General features: G+C 71.5%; 24 protein-coding genes. 13 read left to right on the forward strand and 11 right to left on the reverse strand.

Going from position 1 to position 26,284, the window contains the following annotated elements:
• Window positions 1-9: 9 nt before the first annotated feature.
• On the reverse strand, window positions 10-1,392 hold the full coding sequence (locus OG730_RS23440) for an MFS transporter (RefSeq protein WP_442814993.1): 1,383 nt from the start codon (window positions 1,390-1,392) through the stop codon (window positions 10-12).
• 338 nt (window positions 1,393-1,730) lie between these two features.
• Here OG730_RS23440 and OG730_RS23445 point away from each other — a divergent pair, with 338 nt between their 5' ends.
• Entirely contained in the window at window positions 1,731-2,639 is a 909-nt protein-coding gene (locus OG730_RS23445) for a DUF3027 domain-containing protein (protein WP_327306074.1), read from the forward strand.
• Between the two features lie 89 nt (window positions 2,640-2,728).
• On the opposite strand, the gene OG730_RS23450 is transcribed toward OG730_RS23445, so the two are convergent.
• From OG730_RS23450 to rfbA, 4 genes are all read right to left on the reverse strand, one after another.
• Window positions 2,729-4,021 carry an acyltransferase family protein gene (locus tag OG730_RS23450; RefSeq protein ID WP_327306075.1) on the reverse strand — a complete coding sequence of 431 codons (1,293 nt, stop codon included), beginning with the start codon at window positions 4,019-4,021 and terminating at the stop codon, window positions 2,729-2,731.
• A gap of 96 nt (window positions 4,022-4,117) precedes the next feature.
• Window positions 4,118-5,071, reverse strand: a complete 954-nt coding sequence (locus tag OG730_RS23455; protein WP_327306076.1) for an NAD-dependent epimerase/dehydratase family protein — start codon at window positions 5,069-5,071, stop codon at window positions 4,118-4,120.
• A 66-nt stretch (window positions 5,072-5,137) separates the two neighbouring features.
• Window positions 5,138-6,034 carry a glycosyltransferase family 2 protein gene (locus OG730_RS23460; RefSeq protein WP_327306077.1) on the reverse strand — a complete coding sequence of 299 codons (897 nt, stop codon included), beginning with the start codon at window positions 6,032-6,034 and terminating at the stop codon, window positions 5,138-5,140.
• Window positions 6,035-6,134: 100 nt separating this feature from the next.
• Entirely contained in the window at window positions 6,135-7,010 is an 876-nt protein-coding gene (gene rfbA / locus OG730_RS23465) for a glucose-1-phosphate thymidylyltransferase RfbA (RefSeq protein WP_327306078.1), read from the reverse strand.
• Between the two features lie 148 nt (window positions 7,011-7,158).
• On the opposite strand from rfbA, the gene rfbB reads away from it, so the two are divergent.
• The 6 genes from rfbB to OG730_RS23495 all read left to right on the forward strand — a co-directional run bounded on the left by rfbB (window position 7,159) and on the right by OG730_RS23495 (window position 14,711).
• Window positions 7,159-8,136, forward strand: a complete 978-nt coding sequence (gene rfbB, locus OG730_RS23470) for a dTDP-glucose 4,6-dehydratase (RefSeq protein WP_327306079.1) — start codon at window positions 7,159-7,161, stop codon at window positions 8,134-8,136.
• The gene (locus OG730_RS23475; protein ID WP_327306080.1) at window positions 8,133-9,509 is read left to right on the forward strand and encodes a lipopolysaccharide biosynthesis protein; all 1,377 of its coding nucleotides are present in this window, start codon (window positions 8,133-8,135) and stop codon (window positions 9,507-9,509) included. Before rfbB ends, OG730_RS23475 begins: the two co-directional genes overlap by 4 nt.
• 181 nt (window positions 9,510-9,690) lie before the next feature.
• On the forward strand, window positions 9,691-11,433 hold the full coding sequence (locus OG730_RS23480) for an ABC transporter permease (RefSeq protein WP_327306081.1): 1,743 nt from the start codon (window positions 9,691-9,693) through the stop codon (window positions 11,431-11,433).
• A gap of 68 nt (window positions 11,434-11,501) precedes the next feature.
• Complete coding sequence (locus OG730_RS23485; protein ID WP_327306082.1) at window positions 11,502-12,833, forward strand: ABC transporter ATP-binding protein; 1,332 nt, start codon at window positions 11,502-11,504, stop codon at window positions 12,831-12,833.
• A gap of 17 nt (window positions 12,834-12,850) precedes the next feature.
• A complete protein-coding gene (locus OG730_RS23490; RefSeq protein ID WP_327306083.1) occupies window positions 12,851-13,069 on the forward strand; it encodes an NfeD C-terminal domain-containing protein in 219 nt (72 codons plus the stop codon).
• 130 nt (window positions 13,070-13,199) lie between these two features.
• Window positions 13,200-14,711: an SPFH domain-containing protein gene (locus OG730_RS23495; RefSeq protein WP_327309381.1), complete on the forward strand. Its 1,512-nt coding sequence runs from the start codon at window positions 13,200-13,202 to the stop codon at window positions 14,709-14,711.
• Between the two features lie 71 nt (window positions 14,712-14,782).
• Here the strand turns inward: OG730_RS23495 and OG730_RS23500 are convergent, their stop codons facing one another.
• A complete protein-coding gene (locus OG730_RS23500) occupies window positions 14,783-15,040 on the reverse strand; it encodes a hypothetical protein (RefSeq protein ID WP_327306084.1) in 258 nt (85 codons plus the stop codon).
• Between the two features lie 310 nt (window positions 15,041-15,350).
• Here OG730_RS23500 and OG730_RS23505 point away from each other — a divergent pair, with 310 nt between their 5' ends.
• A complete protein-coding gene (locus OG730_RS23505; protein WP_327306085.1) occupies window positions 15,351-15,929 on the forward strand; it encodes an XRE family transcriptional regulator in 579 nt (192 codons plus the stop codon).
• An 8-nt stretch (window positions 15,930-15,937) separates the two neighbouring features.
• Here the strand turns inward: OG730_RS23505 and OG730_RS23510 are convergent, their stop codons facing one another.
• Window positions 15,938-16,951: a WD40 repeat domain-containing protein gene (locus OG730_RS23510; protein ID WP_327306086.1), complete on the reverse strand. Its 1,014-nt coding sequence runs from the start codon at window positions 16,949-16,951 to the stop codon at window positions 15,938-15,940.
• A 77-nt stretch (window positions 16,952-17,028) separates the two neighbouring features.
• On the opposite strand from OG730_RS23510, the gene OG730_RS23515 reads away from it, so the two are divergent.
• Together OG730_RS23515 and OG730_RS23520 are read left to right on the forward strand one after the other, a co-directional pair.
• Entirely contained in the window at window positions 17,029-17,721 is a 693-nt protein-coding gene (locus tag OG730_RS23515) for a GDSL-type esterase/lipase family protein (protein ID WP_327306087.1), read from the forward strand.
• 59 nt (window positions 17,722-17,780) lie between these two features.
• Complete coding sequence (locus tag OG730_RS23520; RefSeq protein WP_266907522.1) at window positions 17,781-18,770, forward strand: aldo/keto reductase; 990 nt, start codon at window positions 17,781-17,783, stop codon at window positions 18,768-18,770.
• A gap of 114 nt (window positions 18,771-18,884) precedes the next feature.
• Here the strand turns inward: OG730_RS23520 and thpR are convergent, their stop codons facing one another.
• From thpR to OG730_RS23535, 3 genes are read right to left on the reverse strand one after another with little or no spacing between them, the layout of a single operon-like run.
• Entirely contained in the window at window positions 18,885-19,475 is a 591-nt protein-coding gene (thpR, locus tag OG730_RS23525) for an RNA 2',3'-cyclic phosphodiesterase (protein ID WP_327306088.1), read from the reverse strand.
• A 57-nt stretch (window positions 19,476-19,532) separates the two neighbouring features.
• Window positions 19,533-20,885 carry an MFS transporter gene (locus tag OG730_RS23530; protein ID WP_327306089.1) on the reverse strand — a complete coding sequence of 451 codons (1,353 nt, stop codon included), beginning with the start codon at window positions 20,883-20,885 and terminating at the stop codon, window positions 19,533-19,535.
• A gap of 25 nt (window positions 20,886-20,910) precedes the next feature.
• Window positions 20,911-21,348, reverse strand: coding sequence for a MarR family winged helix-turn-helix transcriptional regulator (locus OG730_RS23535; RefSeq protein WP_327306090.1), 438 nt, complete (start codon window positions 21,346-21,348; stop codon window positions 20,911-20,913).
• A gap of 120 nt (window positions 21,349-21,468) precedes the next feature.
• On the opposite strand from OG730_RS23535, the gene OG730_RS23540 reads away from it, so the two are divergent.
• Complete coding sequence (locus OG730_RS23540; RefSeq protein ID WP_030156886.1) at window positions 21,469-21,651, forward strand: hypothetical protein; 183 nt, start codon at window positions 21,469-21,471, stop codon at window positions 21,649-21,651.
• Here the strand turns inward: OG730_RS23540 and OG730_RS23545 are convergent.
• On the reverse strand, window positions 21,644-23,080 hold the full coding sequence (locus OG730_RS23545; RefSeq protein WP_442814995.1) for an NCS2 family permease: 1,437 nt from the start codon (window positions 23,078-23,080) through the stop codon (window positions 21,644-21,646). The genes OG730_RS23540 and OG730_RS23545 overlap by 8 nt on opposite strands.
• A gap of 106 nt (window positions 23,081-23,186) precedes the next feature.
• On the opposite strand from OG730_RS23545, the gene OG730_RS23550 reads away from it, so the two are divergent.
• Complete coding sequence (locus tag OG730_RS23550) at window positions 23,187-23,486, forward strand: DUF2530 domain-containing protein (RefSeq protein WP_327306092.1); 300 nt, start codon at window positions 23,187-23,189, stop codon at window positions 23,484-23,486.
• A gap of 278 nt (window positions 23,487-23,764) precedes the next feature.
• Window positions 23,765-26,242 (forward strand): cation-translocating P-type ATPase, encoded by a 2,478-nt coding sequence (locus tag OG730_RS23555; RefSeq protein WP_327306093.1) that lies wholly within the window; start codon window positions 23,765-23,767, stop codon window positions 26,240-26,242.
• The last annotated feature ends 42 nt before the right edge of the window (window positions 26,243-26,284 follow it).

The raw sequence follows: 26,284 nt of genomic DNA on the forward strand, positions 1-26,284 counted from the left end.
GCGCCCGTCCTACGCCACCCGCGGGCGCTGTGCCCCCGAGTGGGTGTGCCGCGGGGACGTGAGGAAGCCGCGCAGGGCCATCGCCGTGCCCAGGGCCACCACCACCGCGGCCACGGACATGCCCAGGACGCCGTTCAGGGGGAGGGCGATGCCGATCGATCCGCCCAGGACCCAGGCCACCTGGAGCAGGGTCTCCGAGCGGGCGAAGGCGGACGTGCGGACGGCCTCGGGCACGTCGCGCTGGATCATCGCGTCGAGCGAGAGCTTCGCGAGGGCCTGGCAGAAGCCGGCCACCGCCGCCAGGATGGCCATGAACACCCCGCTGAAGAAGACCGCCGCGAGGACGGCCACCGCGAGGGTCAGGGACAGCACGGAGGCGATGATCGCCTCGGGCGCGCGGGCCCGGAGCCAGGCCCCGACGGCGGTTCCGCAGGCGTTGCCGACGCCCGCCGAGACGCCGACGATGCCCAGGGACACCGCCGCGCTCTGCCCGGCGAGCGGGTGCTCGCGCAGCAGGAACGCCAGGAAGAAGATGAGGAACCCGGACAGCCCGCGCATCGACGCGTTCGCCAGCAGCCCGCACAGCACCGGCCGGCTGACCGTGCGCAGCCCCGGGCGCTTGGAGTGCGCCTCGTGGGTGGAGAGCCGGGCCCGGCGTTCGCCCTTGGCCTCGTCCACCTTGTGGGGCAGCGTGAACGCCGCGAAGGCGCCCCAGAGGAAGATCGCGCACGCCCCGTAGAGCGGCCACGGTGGTCCGATCGTGTGCAGGGCGGCGCCCACGGGCGCGGCGGCGCCGGTGGCGAGCAGGCCGGCCAGGGTGACCCGGGAGTTCGCCTTGACCAGGGAGAACCCCGGTGGGAGGAGTCGGGGGACCACCGCGCTGCGGACCACTCCGTAGGCCTTGGAGGCGACGAGGACCCCGAGGGCGGCCGGGTACAGCTCCAGGCCGCCGGTGGCCACCGCGCCCGACATCATCACGGCCAGCAGGGCCCGGGTGAGCATCGCGCCGGCCATCGCGGCCCGCCGCCCGTGCGGCAGCCGGTCCAGCAGCGGGCCGATCACCGGGGCCAGCAGGGTGAAGGGGGCCATCGTGATGGCGAGGTACAGGGCCACTCGGCCGCGCGCCTCGTCGGTGGGGACGGAGAAGAAGACGGTGGAGGCGAGGGCGACTGTGATCATCACATCACCGGCGCCGTTGATCGCGTGCAGTTCGATCAGTTTGCCGAGGCCCGATTCGCCCGCCCCGTGGGCGTGCGTGGCCCGCCGGATTCCGCGCGCCGTGCCGGTGAACGGCAGGTGGAGGGCACGCCCGAGGGCCCGGCCGGCCCGCCTGGCCGGTCCCGAGCCGTCATCGGACGACCGTACGGGTGCCACGTGGCCATAGTGCCCCACTTGGTCCCCCGGAACCTGCTTCCGGCGCGTCGCGGGGACCCGGCCGCCCCCAGGGTTGGCCGTGGGTGTCCGCGAATCGGACCTTGCATGTGGGCCGAAGGCGCCGGAGGAGGTAGCGTGCGTAGCGCGCCACCGGCGGTTGCTCCTGGCCGCGCGCCTCTTCGCGATCCCGCAGAATGGATCGCAGGTAGGTGCGCCCTGGAACCCGATCGGGCGCGGACGTCGACGCGGCCCCCTGGTCCGCTCCGCCCGCGCTACGTAGGGACAGCCGACGGGTCGTTGTGGACGACAAGTACGGACGGCGCACTCGTGAGACGGCGTAGGAGAGAACGAGACCTGTGAGTGCTGCGACGACGCGAAGCCGTACCCCCGACCGCCTGTGCGTCGAGGCGGTGGACCTCGCCCGAGCGGCGGCCGAAGAGGCCGCCTACCCCGGAGTGGTGGGCGAGCACACCGCCGCCATCGCGGAAGGTGACCGGGTCGTCACGCACTTCTTCGAGTGCAAGGACCCCGGCTACCGGGGCTGGCGCTGGGCCGTAACCGTGACGCGCGCCTCCCGCGCGAAGAACGTCACCCTCGACGAAACGGTGCTCCTGCCGGGCGAGGACGCCCTGCTGGCCCCCGAGTGGGTGCCGTGGAGCGAGCGGCTGCGGCCGGGCGACATGGGCCCCGGGGACCTGCTCCCCACCGATGCCGAGGACCTGCGGCTGGAGGCCGGCTGGTCGGGTGAGGACGCCCCGCCGCCGAACTCGGTGGTCTCCACCGAGATGGCCGAACTGGTCGAGGCGGAGGACGCCGACGTCACCGACCGCGCGGTCGTGCCCGTACGCGGCTCCATCACCTCGGTGGCGGAAGAGCTGGGCATGCGCCGGGCGCGGGTGCTCTCCCGCTACGGGCTGCACAGCGCGGCCGACCGCTGGGACGAGTCCTTCGGCGCGAAGACCCCGATGGCGCAGGCGGCCCCGGCCTCGTGCGTCTCCTGTGGCTTCCTCGTCGCGATCGGCGGCTCGCTGGGCCAGGCGTTCGGCATCTGCGCGAACGAGTTCGGACCGGCGGACGGCCGGCTGGTCTCCCTGTCCTACGGCTGCGGCGGGCACTCGGAAGCCGCGGTCATGCCGAAGCCGCCGCGACCGGCGCCGCCCGTCCTGGACTCGATGGCCTCGGACGAGTTCCACCTCCGGCCGTCCCCCGATTCCGGATCGGTCCCGACCACGGACCCCCTGGCCCCGGATCTGGGCCACTCCTGATCGGCTGTTGACCGGCTCCTGAGCAGCGAAAACGGCGGCGGCCGGGCCCCTTCGGGCCCGGCCGCCGCCGTTCGCGTGCTCCCGCCGCCTCAGCCGGCGGTGGCCGCCGGGGACGGCTCGGGCTCGGCCACGGCGGGCTGTGCCTGCGGCTGCGGCTGCGGCTTCGACTGGGACTGCGGCTTCGACTGGGCCGCATCGGTCCCGCGCTGCTGGAGCCTGCGGACGAACCACGGCGTCCAGTTCTTCAGCTTCATGGCCGGCGACTCGATCAGGTGCCAGGACAGCGCCGCCAGCACCAGCGTGCCGGCCATGGCCAGCAGCAGGAAGACCGGCTTGCCGTACTTGGCGTAGCCCAGCAGGGCCAGGGCCTGCTCCACGGTGAAGCCGTAGATGTAGATCCCGTACGAGTAGTCCCGCTTGCGCCCGATCTTCTGGAACGGCCGCGGCAGCCGGATCGCGAGCCACAGCAGCAGGTAGGCGAAGGCGGGGTAGCCGAAGACGAAGACCCCGCCGAAGGCCAGCGAGCCGCCGAGCACCACGGCGGACAGCAGCGCCAGGCCGTCGTGGACCGGCACCCGGTCGCGGTACAGCTGGAACGTGGCGCCGATCAGGAACACGAAGCACAGGTGAATGATGAAGTGCACCGACATGGCGCCCAGGAACGGCACCTCCACGGCGGCGCTCATGTTGCCGGGGATGCCGCGCGGGGAGGGGGCGGCGATCCAGTCCCGCAGGATCAGGATGCCGAGCAGGGCGGCCGACAGCGGGACGAGCTTGCGGGCCCGCGTGAGCACGCCGGAGGCGGCCATGACGCCGACCATCACGTAGCAGAGGATCTCGTACTTCAGGGACCACAGGGCGCCGTTGACGCCGGGGTCGAAGTTGGTTCCGCGGACCTTTCCTTCGGCCAGCACACCGGCTATGTCCCAGTGCGTGCTGATGGAGGTGTTCCACGTGCCCTGGAGGTAACTGACCGGGCCCTGGGGGTGGTTCCAGTACCCGTCCACCGAGCCGTGGAGGTAGGAGTACAGGAAGGGGACGATGATCAGCGACGACACCAGGAGCGAGCCCCACAGGCCGGGCAGGATGCGCAGGGCGCGGTGCCAGGCGTAACGGCCGGAGGTGCTGCGGGCGCCACTGCCCGTGATCATGAATCCGGACAGCACGAAGAAGCCGATGACGGCCATCTTGCCGACGTCGGTCTGCTGCCCGCTGTACTTCCACAGCGGGTCCAGGGGGCCCCAGCCGAGCGGCCACACGTGGGAGAGCACGACCGAGGAGGCGAGGAGCAGGCGCAGGACGCCGAAGCTGTTGGCCCGGGGTGAGTACAGCTCACCGAGGGTTCCGCGCCGGCCGGGCAGGACTGGTGCGCTGCGAGACATAGGGGAGTCAGACTTCCTTGAAGGGGGTCCGCCGGGGCGCGGCGGTGGGCTCGGCGGTCGGCTCGGCGGTGCGCCTGCGGGGACCGGAGGTCCTGCTCAGACGCCGACCGGGCACACGGCGGTCCACAGCTCGGCGACGGCGTCGCGCAGGCTCCGGACCGGCTTCCAGCCCAGCGCCCGCTCGGTGGCGGAGATGTCGAGCTGCTGCCACTCGGTCTCCGGGCCGGTGCCGGCCGGGGCGGGCACCTCCACGATCCGCGTCGGTACGCGGCTCTCCTCGATCAGGAGCTCGACCACCTCGCGGGCGGACGTCGCCCGGCCGAGCCCGAGGTTGAGGACCGGCGGGCAGGCGCGCTCCGGGGCGAGGGCGAGGACGACGGCGTCTACCCCGTCCTGGAGGTGGAGGAACTCGCGCTGGGCGGTGAGCGGCATCAGCGACAGCTCCGCGCCGTCGGCGGCCAGGCCCTCGGCCAGCTTGCCCGCCATGACGCCGAGGAGGCTGTGGGCGGGCTGGCCCGCGCCGATGACGTTGCCCAGGCGCAGCACGATGGCGTCCAGGCCGTCCTCGCGGACGGCCTCGGTGATCAGCTCGGTGGCCCGGAGCTTGAGCTGTCCGTAGAGCGTCGAGGGGCGTGCGGGGGAGTCCTCGCCGTAGCTCGTGCCGACCGGGAACAGGCCGTACTCGTGCACGGATCCGATCTGCACCAGCCGCGGCGGCTTCGCCATGCCCCGCAGGGTCTCCAGCAGGCGTTCGGCCATGCCGAGGTTGGCGGGGACCATCTGCTCGTCCGTCAGGCCCCAGCTGCCGCCGGCCGCGTTGACGATGACGTCGATCCGGTGCGCCGTCAGGAGCTCGGCCAACTCGGCCGGCGGGTCGAGGGTGAGGTCGAAGGCGGCGAACTCTCCCGGCAGCGTGACGGCCGGCGCCTTGCGGGCGACGGCGAGCAGGCCGTGGCCGCGCTCGTCGAGCGTGGCGCACAGGGCCCGGCCTATGAAGCCGGTGGCTCCGAGGACGGCCACACGGGGCAGGGGCTGGCTGGTGTGCGACATGGGCGTGGGCTCCGGACGGTGGGGAGAGAGGTGGTGGCTGGGGGCAGTCGGGGTGGGGGTGCGCCGTCAGCGGTGGTCAGAGCCGGCGACGTGCCGCAGCAGGGTGCGGGCGCCGTCGCCCTGCTTGTTCTTCAGCGCGCCGGGGAGCATCGTCAGCGCGTGGATCCGGGAGGACAGGTGGAGCCGGGAGGCCTTGGCGGCCTTCGTCCAGCCCGCCTTGTCCAGGCGGTCCGCGACGTCCAGGAAGAAGCGGTTGGCCTCCTCGAAGCGCTTCCCGGTGAAGGCCTGCTGGGAGGAGATGCTGACGGCGTGGCGGCGGTACTGGAAGCACAGGGTGTCCGACAGGGACATCTGCTCGCCGGCCTGGAGCAGGTCGATGACCAGGGCGAGGTCCTGGGTGACCTCCAGGTTGTCCCGGAAGCCGGCCGTGCGGACGGCCTCGGTGCGCCAGCAGATGGAGGGGAAGAACAGCCAGTTCCCGCGCAGCAGGCTCGTGGCGAGGGCCTCGCCGCCCATCAGCACCTCACCGGTGAACCGGGGCTTGTACAGGCGGCGCTTGGACTGGTCGGCGAGCCCCTCGGTGGGCTTGCCCGCGCCGTCGATGACCTCGACGCCCGGCTGGATCATGCCGATGCCGGGGTGCTTCGCGATCGCGGCCCGGACGGTGGCCACGTACTCGGGCAGCATGATGTCGTCGGTGCCCATCATCACGAAGTGCTCTTCGCGGACCAGTCCCAGGCACTTGCGGTAGTTCCCGGTGACGCCGAGGTTCCGCTCGTTGCGCTGGTAGGAGACGCGCGGGTCGTCGAGCTCCGCGAACCAGCCGGGAACGGACGGCTCCTTGCCGTCGTCGACCACCGTGAGCCGCCAGTTCGGGTCCGTCTGGGCCCGCACGCTGCGCACGGCGGCCTGCATCAGGGCCACGTCGCCGTAGTAGGGCAGCATGATGTCGAGAGTGGTCATGAGGAGTGCACCGGGGCCTTCGGGAGGGACGGAACGGGAGGGGTTCGCCAGTCGATCGCCCGGTCCGGGCCGAGCGGCTGGGGGGAGGGCTCGCGGAACGTCACGCGGCGCTCTTCTCGTCGAGCAGGGCCAGCAGGTAGGCGCCGTACCCGCTCTTCAGCAGGGGCCGGGCCAGCTCGCGCAGCCCGTCGTCGGAGAGGAATCCGGCCCGCCAGGCCGCCTCCTCGATACAGCCGATCTTGAAGCCCTGGCGCTCCTCGATGACCCGTACGAACTCCGAGGCCTGGACCATGGAGACGAAGGTCCCGGTGTCCAGCCACGCCGTACCGCGGTCCAGGACGGTGACCTCCAGGTCGCCCTTCCTGAGGTAGGCCTCGTTGACGGCGGTTATCTCCAGCTCGCCGCGGGCGCTCGGCTCGATCGCGCGGGCGATCTCGACGACCCGGTTGTCGTAGAAGTACAGGCCGGGCACCGCGTAACGGGACTTCGGCTTCTCGGGCTTCTCCTCGATGGATATCGCCCGGCCGTCCTCGTCGAACTCCACCACTCCGTACGCCGTGGGGTCGGCGACCGGGTAGGCGAAGACGACGCCGCCCTTGGGGTCGGTGCGCTCGGCCAGGCGCGTGCCGAGGCCGCTGCCGTGGAAGATGTTGTCGCCGAGGATCAGGGCGACCGGCTCCTCGCCGATGAACTCGGCGCCGAGCGCGAACGCCTGGGCGATGCCGTCGGGGCGTTCCTGGACCGCGTAGTCCAGATCGAGGCCGAACTGTGATCCGTCACCGAGGAGGCGCCGGAACTGCTCCTGGTCCTCGGGAGTCGTGATGATCAGGATCTCGCGGATACCCGCCATGACCAGCGTGGAGAGCGGGTAGTAGACCATCGGCTTGTCGAAGACGGGAAGCAGCTGCTTCGACACGGCTCGGGTCAGGGGCCAGAGCCGGGAGCCGGTGCCGCCTGCAAGGAGGATTCCACGCATGCGTGCCACCATACGTTGCACGCCTTCCGGGGTGATAGACGACGAGGTCCGGCCGCCCGCGGGGACCCGCGGGCGGCCCGCGGCCCGGTACAGAGGGGACGGCGGGGGATGCTGCCCCCCGGGCGTGGGCCAGTAGAGTGAAAGCACTATGCGCATTCTCGTGACCGGTGGCGCCGGTTTCATCGGCTCGCAGTTCGTCCGCTCCATACTCTCGGCAGACCCTGCCGCCAGGATCACGGTCTTCGACAAGCTGACCTACTCGGGCGTCGAGGAGAACCTCGCGGCCGTGGCGGGCCACCCCGGCTACGCCTTCGTCCGCGGCGACATCTGCGACGTCGAGGCCGTCGACCAGGTCATGGCCGGTCACGACGCGGTGGTGCACTTCGCCGCCGAGTCCCACGTGGACCGCTCCATCGCCGGTGCCGGCCCCTTCGTGATGACCAACGTCGTGGGCACGCAGGTGCTGCTGGACGCCGCCCGCAAGCACGGCGTCGGCCGCTTCGTCCACGTCTCCACCGACGAGGTGTACGGCTCGATCAGCGAGGGCTCCTGGACCGAGGAGTGGCCGCTCGCGCCGAACTCCCCGTACTCCGCCTCCAAGGCCGGCTCCGACCTGCTGGCGCTGGCCTACCACCGCACCCACGGCATGGACGTCGTGGTGACGCGCTGCTCCAACAACTACGGGCCGTACCAGTTCCCCGAGAAGGTCATCCCGCTCTTCACCACCAACCTGATCGACGGCAAGAAGGTCCCGCTGTACGGCACGGGCGGCAACATCCGTGACTGGCTGCACGTCGCGGACCACTGCCGGGGCATCGAGCTGGCCCTGCACAAGGGCCGCGCCGGCCACGTCTACAACATCGGCGGCGGCGTCGAGCTCACCAACAAGGAGCTCACCGGCCTGCTGCTGGACGCCGCCGGCGCCGGCTGGGACATGGTCGAGCCGGTCGAGGACCGCAAGGGCCACGACCTGCGCTACTCCCTCGACATCAGCAAGATCAGCGAGGAGCTCGGCTACGCCCCGCAGGTCGGCTTCGAAGAGGGCCTGGCGTCGACGATCACCTGGTACCGCGAGAACCGCGCCTGGTGGGAGCCGCTCAAGGTGAAGGCCGCCCAGCAGTCGTGAACGCCCCGGACGCGGCGGGCGCCCCACAGACAGCGGTGACCGCCAAGCGGTCGCCGCTGGCCAGGATCGCGAGCGCCCTGCCGCCCGGCACCCTGCTGGTGATCACCGGCACGGTCGTGCTGGGCGCGGCCTCGTACATCCACCTGATGGCGGCGGGCCACAGCCTCGACACCGACGGCATGGCCGCGCTCTCGGTGCTCTGGACGATCCTGATGTCCGTGGGCATCGGCCTCTTCTTCCCCGTCGAGCAGGAGCTCACCCGGATCGTCGCCGCGCACCGCGTCGCCGGTACGGGCGTCTCCGGCATCCTGCGCCAGATCGCCGGGCTCACCCTCGGCATGATCGTCCTGCTGGGGGCCGGGCTCGCCTGGGCGGCCCCGCTGCTCGCCGACACCTTCTTCTACGGGCACACCGAGATGGTCGGCGCGCTCGGCCTGGCCTTCGCCGCGATGGGCATCAGCAACATCTGCCGCGGGGTGCTGGCCGGCCTCGGCCGGTTCGGCCCCTTCGGCTGGCAGCTCGGCATCGACGGAGTCCTGCGCATCGGGCTCGCCGTGGGCTTCGCCCTCGCCGGGGTCCGCTCCCCGCAGGCCTTCGCGCTGATCCTCACCGTCGCCCCGCTCGTCGCCGCCCTGGTCACCTCGGTACCCGTCTTCCGGGGGCTCGCCGCGGGCCCGCGGGGCCGCTGGTCGGGGCTGCTGGGCGGCCTCGGCCCGCTCGTCGTCTCCACCCTGCTGTCCCAGGTCGTCGTCAACGCCGCCGTGGTCAGCACCAAGCTCCTCGCGCCCGAGGACGGCGCGCTCGTCGCGGGCCTGCTCAACGCGATCGTGCTGGCCCGGGTGCCGCTCTTCGTCTTCGGCTCGCTCCAGGCCTCGCTCCTGTCCGGGCTGTCCACCGCGGCGGCCGCCGGGGACCGCGCCGGCTTCTCCCGGCTGCTCGGGCGGACCTCGGTGGTCGTGATCGTGCTCGGCCTGGCCGGGGGCGTCCCGGCCACCCTGCTCGGACCGTGGCTCATCGAGGTGCTCTTCAAGTCCGAGGCGGGACTCGGCCACGCCGTGTTCTTCTGGATCTCCGCCGGCACCCTCTGCTACATGCTGGCCATGGTGCTCGGCCAGGCCCTCCTGGTCCTGCACAAGCACCGCCTGCAACTCCTCGGCTGGGCCGTGGCCACCCTGGTCCTGATCGGTGCGACCCTGCTCCCCGGCGAGGTCTCCACCCGGGTCTGCGTCGCCTACACCCTGGCCTCCTTCGCGGCGGTCCTCGGCATGGCGGTGGCCCTGTGGGCGACCTTCCTGCGCCGGCCCCGGGCCGTGGCGCCGGTGGCGGCCACGGGCGGCGACGCCGTGGAACCGGCCCTGGCCGACCGGTCCTGACGGGGGGCTCACGCCCGGGGCCCTGACCGGGGCCCTGACCGGGTCTCACGCCCGGGCCCCTGACCGGGTCTCACGCCCGGGCCCCTGACCGGGGCTCATGCCCGCGGCCCTGACCGGGTCTCACGCCCCGGTTGGGTGACCTGGGGTGTGGGCGCCCGCACGGCGTGATCCGCTGGGCGGGATGAAGACCTCCGTGCGCCCCGAGACCCACACCGGCCAGGCGGCCCCCGCCCGCACCCGCCTGTCCTGGGTGGACTTCGCCGTGGCGGCCGCCTTCCTCGTGCTGGGGTACGCGATCCTCCAGGTCGGCAAGGGCACCACGGTCAACTTCGACCCCGCCGACGTCCCCGACGTGGACACGGACCCCGCGAAGCTCCCGTACTACGCCGCCCGCAGCGTCCTGCGCATGTTCATCGCGCTGATCGCCTCCGTGGTCTTCACCTTCGGCTACGCCTACGCCGCCGCTCGCAGCCGCCGCCTGGAACGGGTGCTGATCCCGGCCCTGGACATCCTCCAGTCCGTCCCCGTCCTCGGCTTCCTCTCCGTCCTCGTCACCTTCTTCGTCGCGCTCTTCCCCGGCTCGCTCCTCGGCCTCGAATGCGCCGTCATCTTCGCGATCTTCACCTCGCAGGCCTGGAACATGACCTTCGGGTTCTACGCCACCCTGACCTCGCTGCCCCGCGAACTCGACGAGGTCTCCCGTTCCTTCGGCTTCACCCGCTGGATGCGCTTCTGGCGCGTGGAGGTCCCCGCCGGGGTCATCGACCTGGTGTGGAACGGGATGATGAGCTTCGCCGGCGGCTGGTTCATGCTCGTGGCCTCCGAGGCGGTCTCCGTCTCCGGGCAGGAGTACGCCGTCCCCGGGCTCGGCTCGTACGCGGGCACGGCCATCGGCGAGGGCGACCTCGGGAAGGTCGGCTGGGTCATCCTCGCGATGACCGTCACCATCGTCACCGTCAACTTCTTCTTCTGGCGGCCCCTGACCGCCTGGGCGGAGAAGTACAAGAACGAGCAGTCGGAGTCCACCGACGTCCAGCGCAGCTACGTACTGGACTTCCTGCGCCGCTCCCACTGGCCCCGCCTGCTCGGCCGCGCCACCGCCCCCGCCCGCGACGCCACCGGCCGGGCCGCACGCGTACTGGGCCGCGACGACATGGCGCTGTCCGTGGACCCGGCCCGCCGCCGGACCGGCGACGTGGTCTTCACCATCGTCGCCGGAGCCGTCATCCTGTGGGGCCTGTACGACCTGGTGCGCTACCTCCAGCGCGAGACCGGCCTCGGGGTCTTCGGGGAGCCGCTGCTGCTCGGGCTGATCACCTTCGTCCGGGTGATCGTGCTCGTCGCCGCCGCCACCGTCGTCTGGGTGCCCGTGGGCGTGTGGATCGGCTCCTCGCCCCGGCTCACGAAGATCGCCCAGCCCGTGGTGCAGGTCCTGGCGAGCTTCCCCGCGAACCTGCTCTTCCCGGTGGCGGTCTGGTTCTTCCTCCGGACCGGACTGAACATCAACATCGGCTGCGTCCTGCTGATGGCGCTGGGCGCCCAGTGGTACATCCTCTTCAACGCCATCGCCGGAGCCATGGCCATCCCCTCCGACCTCAAGGAGGCCATGGACGACCTCGGCGTCCGCGGGCTCCAGCGCTGGAAGCGCCTGATCGTCCCGGCCGTGTTCCCCTCGTACGTCACCGGCGGCATCACCGCCTCGGGCGGCGCCTGGAACGCCTCCATCGTCGGCGAGGTCGTCACCTTCGCCGGGACGACCCTGTCCGCGACCGGCCTGGGCGCGTACATCTTCCACGCCACCGAGGCCGGGGACTTCCCGAAGCTGATCGCCGGGATCGCCGTCATGAGCATGTACGTCGTCGGGCTCAACCGGCTGTTCTGGCGGCCCCTGTACCGGCTCGCGGAACGCCGCTACTCCCTCTGACCCCTCCGAGATCCGTACTCCACCCGATGCCCGACACCCGACACCCGAGCCGTCCGAGGAGCCCGCCGATGACCGCGACCGCGACCGCGCCGACCACGATCCTCCAGGCCGCGGCCCTCACCAAGTCCTACGCCGGCGCCGACGGGGAGCTGCCCGTGCTCGGCGGCATCGACCTGGAGATCCGCGAGGGGGAGATCGTCGCCCTCCTCGGGAAGTCCGGCAGCGGCAAGTCCACCCTGCTGCGCTGCCTCGCCGGACTGATCCCCGCCAGCTCCGGCTCGGTCACCTACCGGGGCGAGGAGCTGCGCGGGGCGAATCCGGGCACGGCGATGGTGTTCCAGACCTTCGCGCTGCTGCCCTGGCTGACGGTGCAGCAGAACGTGGAACTGGGCCTGGAGGCCAAGGGCATGGACCGGGAGGCGCGGGCCCGGCAGGCGGTGGAGGCGATCGACCTGATCGGCCTGGACGGCTTCGAGTCGGCCTACCCGAAGGAGCTCAGCGGCGGGATGCGCCAGCGCGTCGGCTTCGCCCGGGCCCTGGTCGTGGAGCCGGACGTGCTGATGATGGACGAGCCGTTCTCCGCCCTGGACGTGCTCACCGCCGAGAACCTGCGCGGCGAGCTGATGGAGCTGTGGGCCTCCGACCGCTTCCCCGCCAAGGCGGTGGTGCTGGTCACGCACAACATCGAGGAGGCCGTGCTGATGGCGGACCGGGTGGTGGTGCTGGGCTCGCGGCCCTACGGGACCATCAAGGAGACCTTCGCGGTGGACCTGGCCCGCCCCCGGGACCGCGGCGGCGCCGAGTTCGAGCGGATCGTGGACGCCGTGTACGCGGTGATGACCGGCCGCACCGCCCAAGCCACCGCCATCACGCCCGCGGCCCCGCCCGCCAAGCGCACCCCGGCCAACACCCCGCTCCCGGCGGCCAGCGTCGACGGGATGGCGGGCCTCGCCGAGATCGTGCTCCAGCGGGGCCCCGGCGACGGCAGCGTGGACCTCGCCGACCTGGCCGAGGAACTGGGGCTGGAGGTGGACGACGTACTGCCCCAGGTGGACGGGCTGGAACTGCTGGGGCTGGCCGAGGTACGGGGCCTGCACCTGGTGCTGACCGCGCGCGGCACCGCCTTCGCCGGGGCCGACGTACAGGAGTCGAAGGAACTGTTCGCCGAGGGGGCCATGGAGGTCCCGCTGGTCCACCTGATCCACACCACCCTGCAGCGCTCGCGGGGCGGTACGCAGCGGGCCGGCTTCTTCCGCGACCTGCTCTCGCACCACTACACCAGCGAGCAGCTGGAACAGCAGCTGGAGACGGCGACGGACTGGGGCCGCTACGGGGAGCTGTACGGCTACCACGCGGACGGCGAGGAATACCGGCTCGACGAGGAGCCCGGACGGGGATAGCGCCGTACGCTCGGTGCATGGGGGAAGCGGACATGGTGGGACTGGACGGCCGGGTCACCGGAACGGTCGGGCCGGGGCTGGTCGGCGAGGTCATCGTGCGGATCCGGGGCGGGGCCGAGCACTTCCTCGCCCACCCGGCGCCGGGGACGGGCCGCCTCGCGGTCGGGACGGTGGTCACGGTGGTCGAGTACCTGCCGCCGCGGACGGTCTACGTGATGGCCGCGTACGGGGACTGAAGCGGCTGCCGCCGCTCTCTCGTATCAAGATGGCGACAAGATTCGGCCGCCGTCTTCACGCCGCTTTGACGCGGGCGCACACTCGCCTTCTTCGGTGGTGAACGCCACCGCGTACGAGGGGGAGTTGCCGATGTCTGTCGGCGTACTGGCAGGGATTGTCGTGGGTGCGATCGCGGCCGCGATCGGCCTGTTCAAGCTCATGTGGCGGGTGGCCGAGCCCAACGAGGCGCTGGTCATCTCCGGCTCCGCGCACAAGACCGAGGGCATCGCGGAAGGCATGGGCTTCCGGATCGTCACCGGGCGGGGAACGATGGTGATGCCCGGCGTACAGGCCGTGCGCAAGCTCTCGCTGGACCTCAACGAGACCCAGCTGAACGTGGACTGCGTGACCCACCAGGGCATTCCGCTGCGGGTCAAGGGCGTGGTCATCTTCAAGATCGGCGACGACTTCGTGTCCATCGCCAACGCGGCCCGCCGCTTCCTGGACCAGCAGAAGATGATGCCCGAGCGGGTGCACATCGTCTTCGCCGGTCATCTGCGGTCCATCGTGGGCGGGTTGACGGTGGAGGACATGATCCGCGACCGGGAGAAGCTGACCGGGCAGACCCGGGCGGCGTGCGGCACGGAGATGGAGAAGCTCGGCCTGATCGTCGACTCCCTCCAGATCCACGAGATCGAGGACCCGACGGGCTACATCAAGAACCTGGCGATGCCGCACGCGGCGGCCGTCCAGCGGGACGCGCGGATCGCCCAGGCGGACGCCAACCTGCGGGCCACCGAGGCCGAACAGGCCGCCTTCGCGCGGATGTCGGAGGCCACCCGGGACAGCGAGATCCTCCAGGCCGGCTACCAGGCCGAGCGGGACAAGGCGGCCGCGACGGCCCGGCAGGCGGGTCCGCTGTCGGAGGCGGCGGCGCGGCAGGAGGTCGTGGTCCAGGAGACCCGGGTGGCGGAGCTGGAGGCGCACCGGCGCGAGCAGCAGCTCCAGGCGGACGTGCGCAAGCCCGCGGACGCGGCGGCGTACGAGACCCGGACCCGGGCCGAGGCGGACCGCGACGCGCGCATCTCGGCGGCGCAGGCCAAGGCGAAGGAGACGGAGCTCGCGGCCGCGGCCGAGGCCACCCGCGTGACGACGGCCGCGGCGGCCGACGCGAAGGCCACGGAGGCGCGGGGCCTGGCGGCGGCGACCGCCACCCGTGCGACCGGTGAGGCGGAGGCGGCGGCGACCCAGGCCAAGGGCCTCGCGGAGGCGACGTCGGCGAAGGCGAACGGACTGGCGCAGGCGGAGGCCGCCAAGGCGAAGGGCCTCGCGGAGGCGGCGTCGATCCAGGCGCGGGCCGCCGCGCTGGCGGAGAACCAGGAGGCGGTGGTCGCGCAGCAGCTCGCCGAGAACTGGCCGGCGATCGTGGAGGCGGGGGCGGGTGCCTTCGGCAACGTGGAGCACATGATCTTGCTCAACGGGGCGGAGGGCATGTCGGAGATGTTCGCGAAGGCCCTCACGATGGGCGGCACGGGCCTGGGCCTGGCCCGCCAACTCCTGTCGACGATGTCCCCGCCGACCCCGCCGACCCAGCCGGGGGCGACCCCGGTGAACGGCGCCTCCCCGTCCGATTCCCACCAGATCCCGATCCAGGGCTCGTAGCCGGCGTCTCTCGGGGCCCGCTCGTCAGCCCCGCCCAGGCGCGTTGTCGGCTGGACGGGGCTGTGGCGCTGCTAGCGGTGTTGCGCGGGGGCGGGGGGCCTCGACACATGGTCGGGGCCCAGACCGGAGCGGATCGCCTCCGCGATCCGCTCCACGTGTTCGGCGCGCAGCATTCCCATATGTACGTACGCCCGGCCGGAGTTGGTCACCCGGCCCTGGATGCCGCTCCAGGCCGAATCCGGGAGGCCCAGGCCCGCTAGGGCCTCCTGCATGGCGGCCGTCGCGTCGTCGGCCTTCTGGTGGCAGTCTCGCCACACCTGCATCTCCATCGTTCCGCCTTCCCTCGAAGTGGTCAGCCGATGGCATGCTCACCCGCCCTTTGGGACGGATATCCGCTCGTGCGAAGACAGTTGGGCCGCTCTGGCGCTACCGTTTGAAGTGTCCAAAGCGTCCCTGGGAGGGAGCTTGAACCAAGCGTTGTCAACGGCTATGGCGGACGCGGGCCTGAGCCCGCGGAAACTTGCCGGACGCATCGGGGTCGCGACGAAGACGGTCGAACGTTGGCTCGCCGACCCCGAGCGGGTACCGCACGCACAGACCCGGGCCGATGCGTCCCGGGCGCTTGGAGTTGATGAGCGCATGTTGTGGCCCAGAGCAGTGGCGGACCGCATCAAGACGGGCCACGACCGAGAGCTCGTGCACGCCTACCCCTACCGGTCGGCCTGCCCGTCCGGCGTCTGGGGCGAGCAGATCGACGGCGCGCGGGAGAATCTCTTCTTCGCCGGCTACACGAACTACTTCCTCTTCCTGGACCAGCCCGCGTTCGCGGACACCCTGCGCCGGAAGCTCGACGCGGGCTGCCGGGTGAGGTTTCTGCTCGGTGATCCGGACGGGGAAGTGACCCGTCGGCGCGAGGCGGTCGAGGGAGTGGCCCTCACCGTGTCCACGCGGATTCGGATCACCCTGGAGTACCTGGAACGGCTGGGCCGTATCCCCGGCCTGGAGGCCCGTTTCAGCACGGCGGACGATGCCGTGCACCATGTCGGCCTGTCTCTCTTCCGGTTCGACGACAACGCGTTCGTCACGCCCCACCTCGCCCGGCTCGTCGGGCACGACTCCCCGCTCATGCACCTGCGCAGACAGGGACCGGGTGGCCTCTTCGACCGGTTCGCGGAGAGCTCTGAGGAGCTGTGGAGCCGAGCCACCCCCGTGGGATAGGCGCCCGGTCAGCGCTTCGGCGGCCGGCGCCGCAGCAGCCGCTTCGCGGCCAGGGTGATGGCGAGGGCCAGGACCAGGACGAGGGCGCCCTTCGTGAAGCTGCCGGATTCGGGGGCCGCGGGGGCGCCCGGGACCGGGGCGGGAGCCCCGGGGGCGGATGCCGTCGGCGACGGCTTCGCGGCCGGGGCCACCGGGACGGCGACGACCCGGCTGCCCACCCCCTCCGCGCCGAACATCAGCGTCGACCCGTCCGCCGTGTACGTCACGGACTCCGCCTGGCCCTGCCACGGCGCGGCCACCGCCTCCCCGTCCCCCGCGGGCCGCCCGTCCTTCCACGGGTACGTCCTCGCCCACAAGTACCCCCGCAGCACGAGCTGCCCCCCGTCGGGGGAGAACGCCCCGTCCGTGACCCACGGGACGTCCCCGATCCGCCGGAAGGTGTTCGTACCGGAGGCGGACAGGGCGGCCGGGCCCTCGTAGAGCCCGCCGGCCTTCTCGTCCTTGCTCGCGATGTACACCCGCCCCGTCACCGGGTGCACCATCAGCGCCTCCGCGTTCCGCGGTCCGTCGGCGTACTTCACCGTGAACTGCTCGGCCTTGAGCGTGGCGTCCCCGAGGGTCTTGGGCTCGGCGAAGCGGTAGATCCACACGTGGTTCCAGGAGCCGCCCAGGTTGTCGCCGATGTCGCCGACGTACAGCCGCCCGTCGGGGCCCAGCGAGATCCCCTCGACGTCCCGGGGCTTGCCGATGCCCGTCAGGGTGATCCGGGCGACCGTCTTGCCGGTAGCGGAGTCCACGGCGTAGACGTACGGGCCGTCGTCGCTGTCGTTGTGCGTCCAGTAGACGCCGGGGTGGATCCGGCTGGCCGCGAGCCCGCTCGACTCCTTGATCCGCGGGTCGGTGATCGTGAACCCGGACGCGGCGGACCCGGACGCGGCGGACCCGGACGCGGCGGCAGCCGCCGAGGGCACCAACACGAGGGCGGCGGCGGCAACGGTCAGGGGCAGCAGGTGCGGGCGCATGCCCCTACCCTGCCAGCCCGCCCCGCGTGTCCGGCATCACAGGCGCCGCGGCCCCCGTGATCCGCGAAGATGACCGGATGCGTTTCATGTTCGTCGGGGATTCCATGACCGTCGGATGCGCCGGCGACTACACCTGGCGCTACCGGATGTGGCAGCACCTCGACACCACCTTCGACGGCCCGTACGAGATCGTCGGGCCCCGCGACGGGCTCTACGACGCCCGCGCGGACGCGCCGCCCAGCGATGCCTACGCCGACCCCGGCTTCCCCGCCGGGGCCCGCCGCCACCTCGCCGGCTGGGGCGAGGGCTGGCAGCACATGGCCCCGCTCATCGGGCCCGCCGCCGGCGCCGCCGCGGCCGACGTGCTGCTGGTCTCCCTCGGGCTGATCGACCTGGGCTTCTACACCGCGGCCGAGGGCACCGCCGACAACGCCCGCGCCTTCATCGCGCAGGCCCGCGCCGCCCGGCCCGGGATCCGGATGGTCCTGCTGCCCGTCATACCCAACATCAGGGCCCGGGACGACGCGCCCTTCGCGCGGCAGGTCGAGCTGTTCAACGAGCTCCTCGCCAAGGCCGTCGCCGACCTGTCGACCCCCGCCTCGCCGATCCTGCTGGCCGCGCGCCCGGAGGCGTACGACATCGACCGCGACACCTACGACGGCACGCACCCCAACGCCTCCGGCGAGCACCGCCTCGCGGGTGAGTTCGCGGCGGTCCTCCACCAGGCCTGGGGCCTGGGCGGCCCGTACCGTCCCCGCGAGGACACGTAACACGCGCTTCACGAGCGGGTCTTGCTTCGAGCGCACTCCAGGCAGTTGGCTAGTGGCCCATGGAGTACACGCAGCTCGGACGCACCGGTCTCAAGGTCAGCCGACTTGTCCTCGGCACCATGAACTTCGGCCCCCAGACGGGAGAGCCGGAGAGCCACGCCCTCATGGACACGGCCCTCGACGCCGGCATCAACTATTTCGACACGGCCAACGTGTACGGATGGGGCGAGAACAAGGGCCGTACCGAGGAGATCATCGGTACCTGGTTCGGCCAGGGCGGCGGCCGCCGGGAGAAGACGGTCCTCGCCACCAAGGTCTACGGGAGCATGGCCGCCGAGGGCGACCCGTGGCCCAACTACGACCGCCTGTCGGCGCTCAACATCCGGCGGGCCGTCGACGCCAGCCTCAAGCGCCTGAACACCGACTACATCGACATCTACCAGTTCCACCACGTGGACCGGCTGACGCCCTTCGAGGAGATCTGGCAGGCCGTCGAGGTCCTGATCCAGCAGGGCAAGGTGCTGTACGCGGGCTCCTCGAACTTCCCCGGCTGGAAGATCGCCCAGGCCAACGAGGCCGCGGCGCGCTCGGGGCGGCTCGGCCTGGTCAGCGAGCAGTGCCTCTACAACCTCGCCGAGCGGCGGGCGGAGCTGGAGATCATCCCGGCGGCCGAGGCGTACGGGCTCGGCGTCATCCCGTGGTCCCCGCTGCACGGCGGGCTGCTGGGCGGAGCCATCCGCAAGGCGTCGGAGTCGGGCCGGACGGCGACCGGCCGCTCGGCGGACGCGCTCGCGAACAGTTCCGTACGGGCGCAGGTGCAGGCGTACGAGGACCTGCTGGACAAGCACGGACTGGAGCCCGGCGAGGTCGCCCTGGCCTGGCTGCTGACGCGTCCCGGGGTCACGGGCCCGATCGTCGGGCCGCGTACGCCGGAGCAGCTCGCGTCCGCGCTGAGGGCGGTGGAGCTGGAGCTGTCGCCGGAGGTGCTGGCCGGGCTGGACGAGGTCTTCCCGGGGCCGGGTCCGGCTCCGGAGGCGTTCGCCTGGTAGGAGTCGCCTCCGGGCCTACTGGCCCACGGCTGCGGCCACCGCCACCACGACGAACATCAGTACGAGCACACCGGCCATGACGCGGTTTCTGGTCTTGGGATCCACCCGTCGAGCCTAACGCGACCGGGCCCGCCCTTCGGACGGAGGGGCGGGCTCGCCCAGTTTCCAGGACCCGACGACCTCGTAGCGGGGCCGTTCGCCCGGGACCCCGGAGTCGGGCAGATCGCTGCGGACCAGGCTGAGCTCGCCGACCTGCCAGCCGGTGCCCTCGAAGGAGGCCAGGGCCGCGGCGTAGGGGCGGACGTCGTGCCGCTCGTCGCGGAGCCTGCCGAGGGTGAGGTGGGGGGTGTAGCGGTGGTGCTGCTCCATGGGCACCCCGGACCGCCGGGCGGCGGCGTCGGCGCGCTCGGCGAGCATGCGCAGGGAGTCGAGGTCCCCGGCGGCGCCCGCCCACAGGGAGCGGTGGCCGAAGTGGCCGGAGCCGTGGATCCGCAGCGGGAAGGGAGCGCTGCGGGCCGCGGCGCGGGCGAGGCGGGCGTGCAGCTCGGGGAGCACCTCGTCGTGGACCTCGCCCATGAAGGCGAGCGTGAAGTGCCAGCCCGCCTCCGCGGTCCAGCGGAGGTGATCGTCGCGCAGGCCGCGCACGGCCCCGGCCAGTTCCGCGATGGCCGCCTCGGGCGGGATGACGGCTGCGAACAGTCTCATGGTGCCGAGCCTATCGGCGGGGCTGGACACATCCAGCCCCGCCGGTCTGGTGAGGCGCTACGCCGCCGTCGCCAGCTGGCGGCGGCGGTCCGAGGGGACGAAGGTGACGCCGTGGCGGTTCACGCTGAGGCGGAGGTTGCCGATGCGTGACAGGACGAGGCCGATGGTGACGGCGGCGGCCAGGGAGACCGCTCCGCCCGCGGCCATGCCGATCCGCGCCCCGTAGGTGTCCGTGACCCATCCGACCAGCGGGGCCCCGATGGGGGTGCCGCCGGTGAAGACCATCATGAACAGGGCCATCACCCGGCCCCGCATCTCGGGGTCGGTGGCCATCTGGACGCTGGAGTTGGCGGTGACGTTCACCGTCAGGCCGAAGACCCCGATGGGGACGAGCAGCGCCGCGAACAGCCAGAAGCTCGGTGCGAAGGCCGTCACCAGCAGGAGGACGGAGAAGAGCACCGCCGCCGCGACCAGCAGCCGCAGCCGGGACAGGCCCCGCCGGGCCGCCAGCAGCGCGCCCGCCAGGGAGCCCGCCGCGATCAGGGTGTTGAACAGGCCGTACGTGCCCGCGTCGCCGTGGAAGACCTTGCTGACGAAGGCGGAGAGCCAGATCGGGAAGTTGAAGCCGAAGGTGCCGATGAATCCGACGAGCACGATCGGCCAGATCAGCTCGGGCCGCCCGGCGACGTAGCGCAGACCCTCACGGAGCTGGCCCTTCGCGCGGGGCTGGACCTCGACCTGGTGCAGTTCGCGGGTCCGCATGAGCATCAGGGCCGCGATCGGCGCCGCGAAGGACAGGCCGTTGAGCAGGAACGCCCAGCCGGAGCCCACGGCGGTGATCAGGACGCCGGCGATGGCGGGCCCGACCAGTCGCGCGGACTGGAAGTTGGCCGAGTTCAGGCTGACCGCGTTGGCCACCTGGTCCTTGCCGACCATCTCGGAGACGAAGGTCTGGCGGGCCGGGTTGTCCACGACGGTGACCAGGCCGAGGAGGAAGGCGGCGAGGTAGACGTGCCAGACGTTGACGTGACCGGCGAGGGTGAGGACACCGAGGGCGAGGCCGGTGAGGCCCATCGCCGCCTGGGTGAACAGCAGCAGCGGGCGCTTGGGCAGCCGGTCGGCGAGTACGCCTCCGTAGAGGCCGAACAGCATCATCGGCAGGAACTGCAGCGCGATGGTGATGCCGACCGCGGACGCGGAGCCGGTCAGGGAGAGGACCAGCCAGTCCTGGGCGATGCGCTGCATCCAGGTCCCGGTGTTCGAGACGACCTGGCCGGTGGCGAAGAGCCGGTAGTTGCGGATCTTCAGCGAGCTGAACATGGAGTTCTTGCCCGGCGCGGGCCCGGCGGCGGCGCGCGTAGTGGTGGGTGTGTGGCCGGGGGCGGAGTCTGCTCCGGGTCCCGTACTCAAAAGGGGTCGCCTCCTGGCGTCGTTCCTATAGGTGCGCGAGCTTGTCCAGGACGGGCGCTGCTTCGCGCAGCTTCGCCCATTCGTCCTCGGTCAGCCCGTCCGCGAGCCCGGCGAGGAAGGCGTTGCGCTTGCGACGGCTCTCTTCGAGCATCGCTTCGGCCTCCTCCGTCTGGCGGACCACCTTCTGGCGGCGGTCGTCGGGGTGCGGTTCCAGCGTGACCAGTCCCTTGGCTTCCAGCAACGCGACGATGCGCGTCATGGACGGCGGCTGCACGTGCTCGCGCCGGGCCAGCTCACCGGGGGTGGCCTGGCCGCAGCGGGCGAGGGTGCCGAGGACCGACATCTCGGTCGGGCTCAGCGATTCGTCGACGCGCTGGTGCTTGAGGCGCCGGCCCAGCCGCATGACGGCGGAGCGGAGGTCGTTCACGGCGGCTGCGTCGTCACCATGGGAAAGGTCATGCATGTTCTTTAGAGTAACTCATTACTCTACCTAAGGAACACCAGGTATCTGGCGTCACTCGTACGGGTGAGTCGGCTCCGGAAAGTGACACGCGTCCATGCCCTGTGCCCCGACTCTTTCGGCATGGGGACACATGTGCTGAGCATGCGCATAGACGGGGAGCTCCTCGACAGGCTCCGGACTCATGCCGCCAAACGAGGAATGAGCGTCCAGGACTATGTGGTCCGGACGCTCATTCGCGACGATTTCGACGAACGCTTCAAGGCGGCCGTCGACGAGACGGAGAAGTTCTACGGGCTTACGTGAGGCCCAGCGCCGGCATCGCGTAGTAGAAGACGAAGACCGCGGACACGACGTACATGGCCACCGGGACCTCGCGGCCCCGGCCGGTCGCCAGCCGCAGTACGGAGAAGGCCACGAAGCCGATGCCGATGCCGTTGGTGATCGAGTACGTGAACGGCATCATCACCATGGCCAGGAAGGCCGGGACGGCGATGGTGAAGTCGTTCCAGTCGATGTCCCTGACCGAGCCGGCCATGATCAGGAAGCCGACCGCGACGAGGGCGGGCGTGGCCGCCTGCGAGGGGACCATCGTGGCGAGCGGCGTGAGGAACAGCGACACGGTGAACAGGCCGCCGGTCACGATGTTCGCGAGGCCGGTCCTGGCCCCCTCGCCGACGCCCGCCGTGGACTCCACGAAGCAGGTGGTGGCCGAGGAGGAGGAGGCGCCGCCCGCGGCGACGGCCATGCCGTCGACGAACAGCACCCGGTTGATGCCGGGGAAGGAGCCGTCCGGCTTCGTCAGCTTCGCCTCGTCGCCGACGCCGAGGATGGTGCCCATGGCGTCGAAGAAGCAGGACAGCAGCACGGTGAAGACGAACAGGATGCCCGTCAGCATCCCGACCTTGCCGAAGCCGCCGAAGAGGCTGACCTGACCGATCAGGCCGAAGTCGGGCGCGGCCACCGGGTTGCCCGGCCACTCCGGGACCGTCAGGCCCCAGGCGGCGTCCGGGAGCTTGGTGATCAGCTGGATCACCAGGGCGGCGACGGTCATGGCCACGATGGAGATCAGGATCGCGCCGGGGGTCTTGCGGATGATCAGGGTCAGCGTCAGCAGGACGCCGACCACGAAGATCAGGACGGGCCAGCCGTGCAGGTGGCCGTTGCTGCCGAGCTGGATCGGGACCGTGGTGTGCGCGACATCGGGGATGCGGGTGACGAAGCCCGAGTCGACCAGGCCGATCAGCAGGATGAACAGGCCGATGCCGATCGCGATGCCCTTGCGCAGGCCGAGCGGGACGGCGTTCATGACCCGCTCGCGCAGGCCGGTGGCGACCAGCAGCATCACCACGAAGCCGGCCAGGACCACCATGCCCATGGCGTCGGGCCAGCTCATGCGCGGGGCGAGCTGGAGGGCGACGACGGTGTTGACGCCGAGGCCGGCCGCCAGCGCGATCGGGACGTTGCCGATCACGCCCATCAGCAGGGTGGTGAAGGCCGCGGTCAGCACGGTGGCGGTGACCAGCTGGCCGCCGTCGAGCTGGTTGCCGTACATGTCCTTGGCGCTGCCCAGGATGATCGGGTTCAGCACGATGATGTAGGCCATCGCGAAGAAGGTGGCGAATCCGCCGCGGACCTCGCGGCCGATGGTCGAGCCGCGCTCGGAGATCTTGAAGTAGCGGTCCACGGGGGCCGTCGTGCTCATGGGGGTCCTGGTCCTCGGTGGTGGTTTCATACGACGAAAACGGGCCAAGCCCAAACCGTTTCAGTATGAACACATGAACGAAGGGGCGTCTATCTCCGCGCGTAGACCCTGAGCCGACCGGCCTAGACTTGTCCCCATGGCGAAATGGACTGCGACGCACGAGGCCCCCGAGCCCCTGGAGGGCCCGATCGTCGGCACCGTGACCGGTGGCACGATCATCTGGTTCGCCCTCTTCCTCTTTCAGCTCCCCTTCTACGGCTGGTTCGCGGACCGGGGCATGCTGTGGTGGGTCTGGACCTGCGCGGTCGGCGGGGTCCTCGGCCTGATCGGCCTCTGGTACGTCCGCGGCCGTGACGCGGCGCTCAAGCGCCACGCCCTCGAGCTGGCCGCCCGGAACGAAGACACCCAGGCGGGCCCGGCTCCCCAGGCGGGCTAGCGTCCGGGGTCGCGCCCGGGTCGGCGCCCGCGACCCGCGTGCGGGAGGTCTGCCCGCGGTCCTCGTGCCGTTCCGACGGCCTCCGTGGACGGGGTGGATCCATCCCTGCGGGTCCGCTGTGGCGGGGCGCGCAGTTCCCCGCGCCCCTGCCGGGGCCGCCGTGCGGCCACGGCCGCGGGTCGTGAGGGGCTACCCGAGGACGATCTGGCTCATCCAGAAGTCGGATCTTCGCACTTTTCGGCGGGTGGAGGAGGGGAACGACCTTTACCGTCGGAACCATGACGGATCGGGCGCAGATCGAATCAGAGGGACCGGAGCCGGGCGCCAGCGCCGGCACCGCACCCGCCGGGACCGCCATCGACGCGGGGGCCGAGCTCGATCCCGTCCACCCGGTCCGGCCACCCGCACCCCGCTTCAAGCCGGCCGGCCTGAGCACCGCCGAAGTCGCCGAGCGCGTCGCCCGCGGAGCCGTCAACGACGTGCCCGTCCGCAGCAGCCGCTCCACGTCCGAGATCGTCCGCGCCAACGTCTTCACCCGCTTCAACGCCATCATCGGCGTCCTCTGGGTGGTCATGTTCTTCGTCGCGCCGATCCAGGACAGCCTCTTCGGCTTCGTGATCATCGCGAACACCGGCATCGGCATCATCCAGGAGATGCGCGCCAAGAAGACCCTGGACGGCCTCGCCGTCATCGGCGAGGCCAAGCCCAGCGTCCGCCGCGACGGCCGCACCGCCGAGATCTCCACCTCCGAGATCGTCCTCGACGACGTCATCGAGCTCGGCCCCGGCGACAAGGTCGTCGTCGACGGGCTCGTCGGCGAGGCCGACGGCCTGGAGATCGACGAATCCCTCCTCACCGGCGAGGCCGACCCGGTCCTGAAGAAGCCCGGCGACCCGGTCATGTCCGGGTCGTTCGTCGTCGCCGGCGGCGGGGCCTTCACCGCCACCAAGGTCGGCCGCGAGGCCTACGCCGCCCAGCTCGCCGAAGAGGCCTCCCGGTTCACGCTCGTCCACTCCGAGCTGCGCTCCGGCATCTCCACCATCCTCAAGTACGTCACCTGGATGATGATCCCGACCTCCATCGGCCTGATCATCAGCCAGCTGATCGTCAAGGACAACAACCTCAAGGACGCCATCGCCCGCACCGTCGGCGGCATCGTCCCGATGATCCCCGAAGGCCTCGTCCTCCTCACCTCCGTCGCCTTCGCCATCGGCGTCATCCGGCTCGGCCGCAAGCAGTGCCTGGTGCAGGAGCTGCCGGCCATCGAGGGGCTCGCCCGCGTCGACGTGGTCTGCCTCGACAAGACCGGCACCCTCACCGAGGGCGGCATGGACGTCACCGAGTGCCGCCCGCTCGGCGGCGCGGACGCCGCGTACGTCAAGAAGGTCCTCGGCGCCCTCGGCGAGAGCGACCCGCGTCCCAACGCCAGCCTCCAGGCGATCATCGACGCCTACCCCGACAGCGCCGAGTGGCGCTGCACCGAATCGCTGCCCTTCTCCTCCGCCCGCAAGTACAGCGGCGCCAGCTTCAGCGAGGGCGACGGCGAGAACAACACCTGGCTGCTCGGCGCCCCCGACGTGCTGCTCCCGGCCGGGGACCCGGCCCTGGAGGAGATCAACGAGCTCAACGAACAGGGCCTACGGGTCCTCCTGCTGGGCCGGGCCGCCCGCGAACTCGACGACCCGGCCGTGGCCACCGGGGTCAAGCCGACCGCCCTGGTCGTCCTGGAGCAGCGGCTGCGCCCCGACGCCGCCGACACCCTGCGCTACTTCGAGGACCAGGGCGTCAAGGCCAAGGTCATCTCCGGGGACAACGCCGTCTCGGTCGGCGCGGTCGCCGGCAAGCTGGGCCTGCCCGGCGCCGAGAACACCGTCGACGCCCGCAAGCTGCCCACCGAGCAGGGCGCCATGGCCGAGGTGCTCGACCAGAACGCCGTCTTCGGTCGGGTCACCCCGCAGCAGAAGCGCGACATGGTCGCCGCCCTCCAGTCCCGGGGCCACACGGTCGCGATGACCGGCGACGGGGTCAACGACGTGCTCGCGCTCAAGGACGCCGACATCGGCGTGAGCATGGGCTCCGGCTCGGAGGCCACCCGGGCCGTCGCGCAGATCGTGCTCCTCAACAACAGCTTCTCCACCCTGCCCTCGGTGGTCGCCGAGGGCCGCCGGGTCATCGGCAACATCACCCGCGTCGCCACCCTCTTCCTCACGAAGACGGTCTACTCGGTGCTGCTGGCCGTCCTGGTGGTCTGCTCCCAGGTCGAGTACCCGTTCCTGCCGCGCCACCTGACGCTGCTGTCCACGCTGACCATCGGCATCCCGGCCTTCTTCCTGGCGCTGGCGCCGAACAAGGAGCGGGCCAAGCCGCACTTCGTGAAACGCGTGATGCGGTACGCGATCCCGGGCGGGGTCATCGCCGCCGTCGCCTGCTTCGTGACCTACGTGATCGCCCGCCACCACTACTCCGGCCCCGACGCCCTCAAGGCCGAGACCAGCGCCGCGACGCTCGCGCTGTTCCTGACCTCGATGTGGGTGCTGGCGATCATCGCCCGCCCGTACACCTGGTGGCGGGTCGGCCTGGTCGGCGCGATGGGCCTGGCGTTCCTGATCGTGCTCGTCGTGCCCTGGCTCCAGGACTTCTTCCAGCTCAAGCTGGAGGGCGCCGTGATGCCCTGGACCGCCGTCGGCATCGCCGCCGTGGCGGCCGTCCTGATCGAGTTCACCTTCCGGTGGGTGGACCGGAGGTTCCCGGCGTAGCCGGTGGCTGTCGGGTTCACCCATTAGGGGACTGGACGGGTG

This window comes from Streptomyces sp. NBC_01298, from assembly GCF_035978755.1.
Taxonomy (GTDB): domain Bacteria; phylum Actinomycetota; class Actinomycetes; order Streptomycetales; family Streptomycetaceae; genus Streptomyces.